Below are 12,333 nucleotides of genomic sequence, written 5' to 3'. Positions count from 1 at the left end.
GGGGTGAGGCATTTTATAGGCTATATTTTAGGGTTTTTAGTTTTCTTATTAGGTTTACAAGCAGAGGAAGAGCCTAAGGCTAAGGTTATTTATCTCAAGGTGTTAAATTTACAAGAACTGAGTAGTAAGCCTGTGTATGTGGGGCAAAGTGTTTCTGTGCAGTATAGTTTTTTACTTTTCCCGCAAGCTAAATTTTTAGGCGCTGAACTCTCTAAAATCCCAGACTCTAAACAACTCAAACGCCTTAATTTTACGCCTACTTGGAAAGCTTTAGGCAATGATACTTTTAGTGCAACTTATACTTATAAGGTAATGGGAACTCAAGCGATAATCCCTGAGCTTAAAGTGAGTGCTTTTGTTAAAGATCAAGGTTATGTAGATAGCTCTAGCGCGCCTAGTATCCCCTTACAAGTAGTTGATCTCTCTTTACACCCTAATTATGTCGGGGTGGTTGCGCGTGATTTTAAGATCATAGGTTATAAGGTTAAAGAGTATGATAGCACCCATAATATCTTAGTCTTTGAAATAGAAAGTAAAGGAGCGAATTTAGAGGATTTTAAAATTGCAGGGAGTATCAAACAGGGATTTGAAAGCACGCATTTTGGAGCGAATCATTCTAGCGGGGTTTATTACTGCATTTTGCCTAAAAATATGCAAGCTCTTTCCTTTAATTATTTTTCTTTACAAGAGGAGCAGTTTAAGGAATTGCATTTTTCTCTCATTCCTATTGATGAGAGTGTGAGTACACAAAGTAACCTCAAGCCTAAAAATAATTTATTACTCTTTTCTAATTTGTTTTTAATCTTTTTGTTGCTGGTGATGCTAATACTTTGCTTTCTTACTTCCTATAAAAAAACCACCCTATTTTTTGCTGTGATTTTACTAGGTGTGTTGTTGTTTAATATCTTTTCTACCTACCGCAACGGGCTTTTAAAAGCGCGATCAGAAATTAAAATTTTACCTACAGAAAATTCTACTTTACTAGCCACTCCACAGCAAGTTTTACATGTAAAAATCATCGGTTCGCATGCTAAGTATTATAAAATTATGACCAATGATGAAAAAATAGGCTGGGTGAAAAAAGAAGATGTGGAGTAAGATACGCGGAATTTATGCGCTTTTGGTGGTAGGATTAGGGCTTGGCTTTATTATTCTAATGAATTTTCTTACCCGCAAACATAACAATTCACGCCGGACTCGCAAATGGTGCCGTTCTTTCTTCTTTTTAATGGGCTCGCCTTTAGAGACAATAGGCGAATTTGATACTAGCGCTAGTTTAATCGTACTCAACCACCAAAGCATCATTGATATTATCTGTTTAGAGGCCTACCACCCTAGTAATATTTGCTGGATTGCTAAAAAAGAGCTAGGCGACATTCCCTATTATGGCTACGCGCTTAAAACCCCTGAAATGATTTTAATTGATCGAGACGATAGAAGAGGTTTAGCCTCTTTAATCAAAATTGCCAAAGAAAAATTAGATCAAGGGCGTCCGCTGGTGATCTTTCCAGAAGGCACGCGCGGCAGAGGTGAGGGGGCGTTTTTACCCTTTAAACCGGGGGCTAGGGTTTTAGCCGAAAAACTCCAGCTTAAAATCCAGCCTATTTTATTATTAAACACCCGTAGAATTTTTAACACCAAACCTTTAGAGTCGCATGCCACACACCTGCGCATGGTGCTTTTAAAGGCCTTTGAACCAGATTTAAGCACAAATTGGTATCAAGACTTAGAGGCGTATATGCAAGCAGAATATACCAAGCATTATCAAGAACTGCTTAGCTAATTTATTGCTTTTTATGTTTAGGCATGTTAGAATGCACATTTCTTGTTGGGGTGTTAGCTCAGTTTGGGAGAGCGCAACGCTGGCAGCGTTGAGGTCAGGGGTTCGATCCCCCTACACTCCACCAATTTAGAAGTCTTATCAATAGAAATCTTTATAGGGGGTTTTTATGTTTAGTTCTTCTCTGATCAAATGGGGTGGGATAGGGATAGTTAGCACCTTTTTCATTTTAGGCTGTTCTAAGGTTGCTAGCATCAATCCAGGCCAGCCCACTACTGGACAGGTAAAACCCATTCATGGATATAGCTGCAACAAGCAAAAAATGTGGCCTATTTGGCCCTATAGCAAAAAAGGGATAGAAAATCTCAAAAAAGAGGCCATACAACAAGCACAAGATCAAGCTGATGCTTACGCTAAAAGTTTAGGCAAAAGTGAGGGGGAACTTATCAACACCACCGTAACCCTAGAAAGCTGGCCTTTACCCCGCTATTTGTTTTTCCTTGGGAGCAAGTGTGTAAAAGTACAGGGTTATGCGCGGGCTAAAGATTAAAGCTTTGCTCTAATTAAGCACTTGGCATACTCCTCATAGCTTAGGCTAGAGAATTGATAGGTCTCACAGGCTAGCTAGTAGCACTTTAGTAGCCTCTACTCTTAGAGTTGGGCCTTTACTCTGGCGGTTATAACAAAACCTTATAGCTATCTGCTTAGCAATCTAGGGGCTTTAGCGCGCAGTGGGTAAGTCAAGGCTTGAGGTTTTTGGTATAGTTGCTGTTTTCATAGGGGCGATAAGGGATAAAACACCTTTTGGCATTAGAGACAAAGGCGTTGTTTTAGACAAACACCTAATTACTCTGCCCCTTTATAAAATTTTTAAGCTTTTTACCCGTTTGCATAATTTTTTATCTCAACCCTCAGGTACTCTTGCCTAAAAAATCTTGAATCGCCTCTATCTTGTCTAATGCCTCCCAGCTAAAACCATCCCGTCCAAAATGCCCGTAAGTGGCGGTTTTTCTATAAATGGGGCGCAATAGATCAAGGCTTTGCATAATGCCCTTTGGTGTGAGTTTAAACAAAGAACGCACGCAAGATTCTAGCGCCTCTGGGCTATAAGAACTGGTGTTGTGGGTGTTGACATAAACTGAGATGGGATCAATAATGCCAATGGCATAGGCTAATTGTACTGTTGCGCGCATGCAAACCCCGCTGGCTACAAGATTTTTAGCGATGTAGCGCGCCATGTAGGCTGCGCTTCTATCCACTTTTGAGGGGTCCTTACCGCTAAAAGCCCCGCCTCCATGCGGGCAACTCCCGCCATAAGTGTCTACAATAATTTTACGGCCTGTCAAACCCGCATCGCCTTGTGGCCCGCCGATAACAAATTTACCCGTAGGGTTGATGTGGTACTTAATATCATCGTTAATAAATTCCTGAGGCAAAACTTTATACACAATCTCCTCAATGACAGCCTCGCGTAAGGATTTTTGATCAATTTCTGGGGAGTGCTGGGTGGAGATGACGATTGTATCAATCCCAATAGGTTTATGCCCCTCATAGCGCACGGTTACTTGTGCCTTGCCATCGGGTCTTAAAAAGGGCAAAACCCCGCTTTTTCTGGCCTGAGCTAAGCTTGAGGTGATCGCATGGGCAAGATGGATAGCTAGGGGCATAAAATTTTGTGTCTCATTGCAGGCATAGCCAAACATCAAGCCTTGATCGCCTGCCCCTACTTCGCCATCAGCTCTATCCACTCCCTGATTAATATCCGGGCTTTGCTCGCCTATGCCATTGAGTACGGCTGCGCTTCTATAATCAAATCCATAAAGCGCGTCGGTATAGCCAATATCTTTAATCACACCGCGGGCAATTTCTTGCATCGGGGCATAAACGCGGGTTTTAAGCTCGCCAGTGATCACACAAAAGCCATTAGCTAATAAAGTTTCACACGCCACCCGCGCCCTCTCATCGCGCTCAATGATGTAATCTAAAATGGCATCGCTGATTTGATCGGCCATTTTATCCGGATGCCCCTCTGTAACCGACTCTGAGGTGAAAAGATAGCGCCCCATAAACTCTCCTTACTGCATTTGTGCGGCCACTTCGGCGGCGAAATCCTCGCTTTTTTTCTCAATCCCCTCGCCCACTTCAAAGCGCACAAACTCCACAATTTCTATGCTATCGTGTAGCTGCGCGCTCTTTTCCTCTAAAATCTGCTGGATCGTCTTTTTCTCATCCATCACAAAAAATTGCCCTAAAAGGCTAAGGCGTTGATCTAAAAGGGTATTATCCGCAATGAAGCGCTCCATTTTACCCGGAATAATCTTTTCAAAAATCTTTTCTGGTTTTTTCTGGGCGCGTAGCTCCTCTTTAAACAATTCCTCTTGCGCGCTTAAAACCTCTGGGGTTAATTCCACACGGCTAACATAAGTGGGCATGGTTTTTAAAGGCTTGCCTAAGCGTTTTGCCTCCTCATTTTCCTTTTCTATCTCAGCTATCAAGGCAATTTTTTCTTTGGCGACAAATTCTGGACTAAAGGCTTTATAAGTGAGTACAACTGGTTTCATCGCGGCAGCATGCATGGCAATTTGGCGGGCTAATTCTTTAAGTTCTGAGGCGTGTTTGGGGTTTTTATGTGCTATTTTAACCACCACTCCCACGCGGTGGTTAGCATGCAAATAGGCGTTGAGTACTTCATTATCTTGAGCTTGCATGTACACCAAACGCCTCACCACGATATTTTCCCCGATCTTGGCAATGGCGGCGTGTAAATGATCCTGATAGCTTTGCCCATTTAAAGAGGCTTTTAAAAGCGCCTCCTCACTTGAGACATGTTGATCTTTTGCCAGCTTAAGGGTTTGTTCTACTAGCGCTTTAAAATGCTCGTTTTTGGCCACAAAGTCAGTTTCGCTATTAATTTCTAACATAATGGCCTGTTTATCGCCCACATCTAAAGCAATCACCCCCTCACTTGCCACACGATCGGCTTTTTTAATGGCCTTACTCAAACCCTTTTCGCGTAGATATGCCACCGATTTTTCTAAATCCCCGCCACATTCTACCAAAGCCTTTTTACAATCCATCATCGGCGCATCAGTCATTTCTCTGAGTTGTTTAACCTGTGCTGCACTTACACTACTCATGGCTTTCTCCTTGTTCCTGACGCACTTGCTCTAAAATTTCCTCCTGCTCAGCCCCACTAGCAGCTATCATCTCCTCTACCACCTCTTCTACCACTTCCTCGCTTTTGCCCACTAATTCGCGCCCCTCTGTAATGGCCTCTGCCATTTCTTTACAAAATAAAGCAATGGAGCGAATCGCATCATCATTACCCGGAATAGGGTAGTCAACCAAATCTGGATCGCAGTTGGTATCTAGGGGGGCGATAATAGGAATGCCTAGCCTTCTAGCCTCAGCAACAGCGATCTTTTCCTTGACCACATCAATGATAAACATCATATCCGGCATTTTTTTCATATGGCGCACACCCCCTAGATATTTTTCTAGTTTTTCCTTTTTGCGCAAGATCATGAGTTTTTCTTTCTTAGTAAGTAGATCAATTTGCCCGCTATTTTCCATCTCCTCCATGATTTCTAACTTGCGTACAGATTTTCTAATCGTGCTAAAGTTAGTGAGCATCCCGCCTAGCCAGCGGTAATTGACATAGGGGACATTGACCTGAGTGGCGTATTCTTTTAAAGTATCGCTAGCCTGCTTTTTAGTGCCTACAAACATGATTGTTTTACCCTCAGCGCTAGCGTCTCTAACGATGTTATAGGTGTAGCGGAAATAGCGCAGGGTTTTTTGTAAATCTATGATGTGGATATTTTTACGCACCCCAAAGATAAAGCGCGCGGTTTTAGGATTCCAACGCCTCGTTTGGTGGCCAAAATGCACGCCACATTCTAATAAATCTTTCATGGTAATCATTAATTCTCCTTAAAGTTTGCCTCCACGCCCTTTTAACACTTTAAGGCTGGGCGTGTGTGATTTTGCATAAAGCAAGTAGGGATTTTAACACAGATAGCCTAAAAAACAACTAAGGCTAAGCCCCTAAAACTAATGTTTAGGGTGGTGGGCGTGGGGCTTGCCTTGAGAGTGTGGGTTACCCTTGCCTCCGACATAAGAAAGATTGCCGTGTGCATCCACATCATAAGCCTGCCCAAACCCTTTTACAAAGCGCCCCTTGATAAATTCTAATTTGATCAAATGAAAATCTTGCATGTGGCGGATAGTCTCTAACCCTCTTCCTTTGCCATGCTTATTTAAAAAGCTATCATAGACGCGATCAAACTCCGCCCCCCTGTCTATAAAATGCAGGTGGGTTTTATAGCGCAAACGGCGGCGCAAAATGGGGGATTTAGCGCTGGCCTCATCTTCTAAAAACATGATTTCTACATTATCTGGGTGGGCTTTAAAAGCCTTAAAATGCTCGGCTACTTCGCTAACATAAATATAAAACTGAGGATGGCCTTCTACCTCATCCACTAATAAAGCGCTATAAGAGCAAACAACTTGGTTTTCTGGGCTGAGGCTTGCAATGCATACACTGCTAAAACCGGCGCGGAAGTTTTCTAAATCTTGTTGTATGCCATGTAAATCTGTGGTTTGTGGAATAGAAGTGCATAAACTAATAATGGCATCTTTAACCCCATTAAAATCACTTACTTTAGAGGGGTAGTCAATTTTTAAGCTACCTTGCTTGCCCTCTGTACTGTAGCCAATTTCAATATGCTCAAAGGTGGCTTCTTTTAAATGCACATCTTGTGCATGCTTAACATTCCCAAATTTGGCTAGTAACGCCTCCATGTCTTTAACATGGTTTTTATTCATGTGATCAAGGATAAATTGCTTATCCATAAAAAACTCCTTATGTTGGTTTAAAAGTACCATTTTAGCATGGGCATAATTTATTTTCATTTTAGAAAAATAATTTTACAACGCGGTTTTAGTACCACTAAAGGAAATTGCTTTGAACTCCATTTTCACCCCCCCCCCCCCGTTAAATCTCTTTTAAAAATTTGTAGCCCACCAAATACAACGAGAAATTTTATGCGTATAAAAAGCGTGTACTAATGGTTTTATTGGCTTTGTGATAGCTTTGACAAAACAACAAGCGAAGAGTAATAGACAAATGAGAACTATCCGTCGATGTTTAGAGTGTGGGTACGAACAAGTAAAACCGGATGATTGGGATGAAAAGAGGATTGAAACATTCCAACAAGAGGAGCCTTTTGCAGAGACTAAAGACAAATTTTCTTCTGTTATCTCAGCGTTGGTGGTAACTTTTTGTGTAGCTGTTCCTACTTTTACAGGTGATTTTGGTGTCACAGCCCGGAATAATGCCTATTCCATTCTTGTGCTCCTCCCTTTTGTAGCCTATACTCTCATATTCTCATCGATTGTAGCATACAGACGTTATTTGTGGCCTATTCTTAGAAAAGTGAATGCCAAGCCCAATGATGTTTGTCCATCGTGTGGGGCTGTTTTTCGTTGGCAAGTATACGAGACTGAAAAGTGGCAAACTGAAGAATGGCAAGAAGATAACAGCTTATTCAAAAGAAAAGGGGGTAGGTGAGACTGGCGCTTTTAGAGTTATTCCATAGCTAAGATTTTAGAGGTCGCGCTTAATCCTAGCAAAACCCCATACAATTATGCTAGCATGTACGCTTGTGAAAAGATTTTTAGAAAGGAGTCTTATGCAGGTGTTTGTCAATGGGCAGGCTAAAGAGTTTGGTGAGGTTTTAAATGTCCATGCAGCTATTGAACAACTAGGGATTGAAAAACATGTGTGTGCAGTGGCCTTAAATGAAAGGGTCGTTAAGAAAGAGAATTGGGAAAACACAGCACTACAAGAAAACGATCGCTTAGAGTGCTTGCAGTTTATGGGCGGGGGGTGAGAGCAGCTAGAGAAGTCCTTGAGGGGGCTATTTTTGTATCTGATGTTCACCACCAAGAGGGTTTAGCCCACTTCCCTCGCCTTTTAAATCGCCTTCTGGCTAGTCCACCCAGTCAGCTTTTTTTAATGGGGGATATTTTCCAGATTTTAGTAGGCAGTGTCAAAAGTAGCTACAGGCCTTATATCTCTATTCTGGAGCAATTAGAACTGCTGAGCCAAAAAAGCACCCTTTTTTATTTTGAGGGTAACCACGATTTTGGATTAGCCCAACTTTGCCATTTAAAAAATATCCAAATTTATCCTAGAAAAATCCAGCCCATTCCTTTTATCTGCCAAGATAAACTCTTTTTACTAGCCCATGGGGATTTATTTTTAAAATGGGGCTATGAAGTTTATATTAGGCTTTTATCTAGCCAGTTTTCTATCAAAACTTTAGGATTTTTAGATCAAATAATCCCCCTTTATGCCCCCCTTACAGCCCCCATTTATCGCAAGAAAATTAGATCTCTAATACCAAGTCAAGAAGTGTTTAAAGACTTTAGTAAGCAGCGCCTAGCTTGTTATGAGCATTGGCGCACTAAAATTGCTCCTACGCTTAACTTAGGCGGTGTAATTGAGGGGCATTTTCACATCGGGCGTTTTTATCAATCTAATCAAGATTTGTTGTATGCAGCTTTGCCCTCTTTTTATCATAACCAAGAAATTTGCCAGTACGGGATTAAAACGGGGTTACAAATCCGCTGTTTAAACTAATAGAAATTAGGATAAAATTAAGCCATTAAACCACCTAATTAGGAATAATTTTGACAGAGCAAAGTTTAGATACGGCGTTGAATTTAGGAGAAATTGAGTTGGTGGATTTTAGGATTTTTGGCTTGCAGGGAGATAAACCCTATGAGGGCATTTATGGAATCAATGTCTCTAAAGTGCAAGAAATTATCATGATGCCTGAAATCTTTGAATTCCCCACCAATTTAAACTATATTTTAGGCGTTTTTGATCTACGCTCTACAATTATCCCGCTTATTGATCTATCTACTTGGCTTGGGATTGTTCCTGATGAAAAACGCGTTGTAGAAAAAGTAGTGGTGATCACTGAATTTAGCAATGTTAAAATGGGTTTTGTGGTGCATGAAGCCAAACGCATCCGCCGCATTGATTGGAGTGATGTAGAACCGGCTACTTTTAGCTCGCATAGCACGGTAGATGGCAATAAGATTACTGGCATTACCAAAGTTGAGGGCGATAAGACTTTACTTATTTTAGATTTAGAAAGCATCTTAGACGATCTAGAACTCCATGTAGCTCAACCCAAGAAAGAATCACAAAAACAACAGGTTAAAAAGTTTGAAGGGACTGTTTTATTTGTAGATGATAGCAGGACTGCTAGAAAAGCCATTAAGCACACTTTATTAAAACTAGGTTTTGATGTGGTGGAGGCCGTAGATGGCAAAGATGGGTTAGAAAAACTAGAAAAACTCTATGAGCAGTATCAAGAGAATTTGACTAAACACCTTAAATTAATCGTATCTGATGTAGAAATGCCTAAAATGGATGGGTATCATTTCTTTTCTAAAATCCAAGAGGACGCCCGTTTTGCTAATATCCCGGTGATTTTTAACTCTTCTATTTGCGATGATTACAGCGCACAAAAGGCTTTAGACTTAGGTGCTAAGGGCTATTTGGTTAAATTTGATGCGGAGCGTTTTATAGATGAAGTGAGCCGGGTTCTGGGTTAAGTGGGCAACAAGTATAATACAACATCAAAAAATTAGAGGTGCTTAATGGATGATATGAAAGAAATCATGGAGGACTTCTTAGTAGAAGCCTTTGAGATGAATGAACAGCTCGATCAGGATTTAGTAGAATTAGAACATAATCCTGAAGATCCAGACTTATTAAATCGTATTTTTAGGGTAGCACATACCATTAAGGGCTCAAGTTCGTTTCTTAACTTAGATACCCTAACCCATTTGACCCACAATATGGAAGATGTGCTTAACCGCGCGCGCAAAAATGAGCTAAAGATCACGCCTGATGTGATGGATGTAGTGTTGCGCTCAGTGGATTTGATGAAAACTTTACTAGTAACTATCCGCAATACCGGTAGCGATGCTAATTCTGGGGTGGATATTTCAGATGTGGTTAAAAAATTACAAGCCATTGCACAAAGCCCTGAAGCAGGAGAGCAAGAAGCAGAGGCACAACCAAGTGTACAAACCCCCCAACAAGAAACCCCCCCCCAAGAGAGTACAGCACAAGCACCTCAAGGAACAGATAATCCTCTAGCAAATGAACCCGAGCCAGATCTAGCTAAGATGAGTCCAGAAGAGGTAGAAAAAGAGATCGCCCGTTTGTTGCAGTTGCGCCAAGAAGCAGACAAAGCCCGCCGTGCCCAGAAAAAAGAACAAGCCGCTAAAAATCCCCCACCCCCTCCCCCACCCCCTAAAGCCCCTCCTAAAGCTACCCCTGCTTCTAAGGGCACTAAAGAAAAATCAGTAGCTCTTGGAGTGGAGCAAACGGTACGCGTAGATGTGGGGCGGCTCGATCACCTCATGAATTTAATTGGGGAGTTGGTGTTAGGTAAAAACCGCTTAATTCGCATTTATGGGGATGTAGAGGAACGCTACGACGGGGAAAAATTCTTAGAAGAGCTTAACCAAGTGGTTTCTTCTATTTCAGCCGTAACCACAGATTTACAACTAGCCGTGATGAAAACTAGAATGCAACCCATTGGCAAAGTCTTTAATAAATTCCCGCGCATGGTACGCGATTTGAGCCGCGAACTAGGTAAAAGCATTGAATTAGTCATTGATGGAGAAGAAACAGAGTTAGATAAATCCATTGTAGAGGAAATTGGCGATCCGCTTATCCATATAATCCGTAATTCTTGCGACCATGGGATTGAAAAACCCGAAGATCGCAAAATGTTAGGCAAGCCTGAAACCGGGCGCGTAGAACTAAGCGCTTATAATGAGGGCAATCATATCGTGATTAAAATTACTGATGATGGGGCGGGGATGGATCCAGAGAAACTCAAAACAAAGGCTATAGAAAAAGGCATTATTACCGAAAGAGATGCGGCCGCTATGACGGATAAAGAGGCGCTTAATATCATCTTTAAACCGGGTTTTTCTACGGCTAAGGTGGTGAGTAATGTCTCTGGGCGGGGCGTGGGAATGGATGTGGTGAAAACTAATATTGAAAAACTCAATGGGATTATTGAGCTAGAATCACAAGTGGGGGCTGGCACTGTTGAGAAACTTAAAATTCCTTTAACTCTAGCCATTATTCAGGCTCTTTTGGTGGGTGTACAAGAGGAATACTACGCTATTCCGCTCTCCTCAGTGCTTGAAACCGTGCGCATTAGTCAAGATGAAATCTATAGCGTAGATGGTAAAAGTGTGTTGCGCTTGCGTGATGAAGTACTCTCTTTGGTGCGCTTAGCTGATATTTTTAAAGTAGATGCGATTTTAGAAGGTTCTAAAGAGGTGTATGTGGTGATCATCGGGCTAGCCGATCAAAAAATCGGGGTGATTGTGGATTATTTGATTGGCCAAGAGGAAGTGGTGATTAAATCTTTAGGCTATTATTTAAAAAGCACTAAAGGCATTGCAGGGGCGACGGTACGCGGCGATGGTAAAATTACTTTGATTGTAGATGTAGGCACGATGATGGAAATGGCTAAAAATGTGAAGGTTAATGTCAATAGCCTCATTGATCAAGCCCAAAATTCTAATGCTAAAAACGCGCCTAGTGATTATATCGTTTTAGCCATTGATGATAGCAGTACTGACCGGGCGATGATGCGCAAATCTCTTAAACCTCTAGGGGTTACCGTATTAGAGGCAACCAATGGATTAGAAGGGCTAGAAATGGTTAAAAACGCCGATAAAGTCCCGGATGCTGTGTTAGTGGATATTGAAATGCCTAAGATGGATGGTTATACCTTTGCCTCTGAGGTGCGCAAATATAATAAATACAAAAATTTACCCCTCATTGCTGTAACTTCCAGAGTTACTAAGACCGATCGTATCCGCGGGGTAGAAAGTGGCATGACTGAATACATCACTAAGCCTTATAGCCCGGAGTATTTGGCCAATGTGGTTAAACGAAGCATTAAACTAGAGGATTAAGGAGAATACATGCAACAAGATACAATGGCATTAAAAGAGCTGTTTGAAAAGCAAAAGAAAGGGGATAAAGAGGAAAAGCCGGAGGAGAGCGAAGAAATTTTACAATTTATCGGTTTTATTATTGGCAATGAGGAGTACGCGATTCCCATTTTAAATATTTTAGAAATTGTTAAACCCATTGGTTATACGCGCGTACCGGAAACTCCCGGTTATGTACTGGGCGTGTTTAATTTGCGGGGTAATGTTTTCCCTTTGATTAGTTTACGGCTTAAATTTGGGCTGCCCCCTGAAAAACTCAATAAAGACATGCGTTATTTAGTGGTGCGCCATAATGATCAAATCGCCGGGTTTTATATTGATCGTTTAACAGAGGCAATCCGCATTAAACAATCAGATATTGATCCGGTACCTGAAACGCTTTTAGAAAATAACCAACTTATCTATGGCATTGGTAAGCGAGAGGATAAATTAGTTTCTATCTTAAAAGTAGAAGAAATCTTAAAAAAAGACTTCTAAAATAAAAG

The 12,333-nt window shown here is 41.4% G+C and carries 13 protein-coding genes and 1 tRNA gene; 10 read left to right on the top strand and 4 right to left on the bottom strand.

Translation table 11 applies throughout. The features are described 5' to 3' along the window. The first annotated feature begins 3 nt into the window (after nucleotides 1-3). The 4 genes from G6Q06_RS01830 to G6Q06_RS01815 all read left to right on the top strand — a co-directional run bounded on the left by G6Q06_RS01830 (nucleotide 4) and on the right by G6Q06_RS01815 (nucleotide 2,330). Nucleotides 4-1,098: a hypothetical protein gene (locus G6Q06_RS01830; RefSeq protein WP_240329156.1), complete on the top strand. Its 1,095-nt coding sequence runs from the start codon at nucleotides 4-6 to the stop codon at nucleotides 1,096-1,098. Continuing rightward, complete coding sequence (locus G6Q06_RS01825) at nucleotides 1,088-1,783, top strand: 1-acylglycerol-3-phosphate O-acyltransferase (protein ID WP_163533594.1); 696 nt, start codon at nucleotides 1,088-1,090, stop codon at nucleotides 1,781-1,783. The genes G6Q06_RS01830 and G6Q06_RS01825 overlap by 11 nt, the downstream gene beginning before the upstream one ends. Nucleotides 1,784-1,830: 47 nt before the next feature. After that, nucleotides 1,831-1,907 (top strand) — tRNA-Ala (locus tag G6Q06_RS01820). A 42-nt stretch (nucleotides 1,908-1,949) separates the two neighbouring features. Then, entirely contained in the window at nucleotides 1,950-2,330 is a 381-nt protein-coding gene (locus tag G6Q06_RS01815) for an SIMPL domain-containing protein (protein ID WP_163533575.1), read from the top strand. A gap of 361 nt (nucleotides 2,331-2,691) precedes the next feature. Here G6Q06_RS01815 and metK read toward each other — a convergent pair whose 3' ends face one another. From metK to G6Q06_RS01795, 4 genes are all read right to left on the bottom strand, one after another. Beyond that, nucleotides 2,692-3,846: a methionine adenosyltransferase gene (gene metK / locus G6Q06_RS01810; RefSeq protein ID WP_163565533.1), complete on the bottom strand. Its 1,155-nt coding sequence runs from the start codon at nucleotides 3,844-3,846 to the stop codon at nucleotides 2,692-2,694. Between the two features lie 9 nt (nucleotides 3,847-3,855). After that, the gene (tsf, locus tag G6Q06_RS01805) at nucleotides 3,856-4,917 is read right to left on the bottom strand and encodes a translation elongation factor Ts (RefSeq protein ID WP_163565532.1); all 1,062 of its coding nucleotides are present in this window, start codon (nucleotides 4,915-4,917) and stop codon (nucleotides 3,856-3,858) included. Then, nucleotides 4,910-5,704 (bottom strand): 30S ribosomal protein S2, encoded by a 795-nt coding sequence (rpsB, locus tag G6Q06_RS01800; RefSeq protein WP_205426708.1) that lies wholly within the window; start codon nucleotides 5,702-5,704, stop codon nucleotides 4,910-4,912. Before rpsB ends, tsf begins: the two co-directional genes overlap by 8 nt. A 129-nt stretch (nucleotides 5,705-5,833) precedes the next feature. After that, a complete protein-coding gene (locus G6Q06_RS01795; RefSeq protein WP_163534523.1) occupies nucleotides 5,834-6,634 on the bottom strand; it encodes a HugZ family heme oxygenase in 801 nt (266 codons plus the stop codon). Nucleotides 6,635-6,908: 274 nt separating this feature from the next. On the opposite strand from G6Q06_RS01795, the gene G6Q06_RS01790 reads away from it, so the two are divergent. The 6 genes from G6Q06_RS01790 to G6Q06_RS01765 all read left to right on the top strand — a co-directional run bounded on the left by G6Q06_RS01790 (nucleotide 6,909) and on the right by G6Q06_RS01765 (nucleotide 12,325). Next, nucleotides 6,909-7,352 carry a hypothetical protein gene (locus G6Q06_RS01790; protein WP_163533597.1) on the top strand — a complete coding sequence of 148 codons (444 nt, stop codon included), beginning with the start codon at nucleotides 6,909-6,911 and terminating at the stop codon, nucleotides 7,350-7,352. 121 nt (nucleotides 7,353-7,473) lie between these two features. After that, complete coding sequence (gene thiS, locus G6Q06_RS01785) at nucleotides 7,474-7,674, top strand: sulfur carrier protein ThiS (protein ID WP_163533598.1); 201 nt, start codon at nucleotides 7,474-7,476, stop codon at nucleotides 7,672-7,674. Then, on the top strand, nucleotides 7,671-8,426 hold the full coding sequence (locus tag G6Q06_RS01780; protein ID WP_163565531.1) for a metallophosphoesterase: 756 nt from the start codon (nucleotides 7,671-7,673) through the stop codon (nucleotides 8,424-8,426). The genes thiS and G6Q06_RS01780 overlap by 4 nt, the downstream gene beginning before the upstream one ends. Nucleotides 8,427-8,476: 50 nt before the next feature. Next, the gene (locus tag G6Q06_RS01775; RefSeq protein ID WP_163565530.1) at nucleotides 8,477-9,412 is read left to right on the top strand and encodes a chemotaxis protein CheV; all 936 of its coding nucleotides are present in this window, start codon (nucleotides 8,477-8,479) and stop codon (nucleotides 9,410-9,412) included. 45 nt (nucleotides 9,413-9,457) lie between these two features. Beyond that, nucleotides 9,458-11,809, top strand: coding sequence for a hybrid sensor histidine kinase/response regulator (locus G6Q06_RS01770; protein WP_163565529.1), 2,352 nt, complete (start codon nucleotides 9,458-9,460; stop codon nucleotides 11,807-11,809). A gap of 24 nt (nucleotides 11,810-11,833) precedes the next feature. Beyond that, on the top strand, nucleotides 11,834-12,325 hold the full coding sequence (locus tag G6Q06_RS01765; RefSeq protein ID WP_163533695.1) for a chemotaxis protein CheW: 492 nt from the start codon (nucleotides 11,834-11,836) through the stop codon (nucleotides 12,323-12,325). The last annotated feature ends 8 nt before the right edge of the window (nucleotides 12,326-12,333 follow it).

Origin of the sequence: Helicobacter suis (genome assembly GCF_902196135.1) — a bacterium.
GTDB classification, from domain to species: Bacteria; Campylobacterota; Campylobacteria; order Campylobacterales; family Helicobacteraceae; genus Helicobacter; species Helicobacter suis_A.
This window is presented reverse-complemented; position numbering and strand designations above follow the sequence as displayed.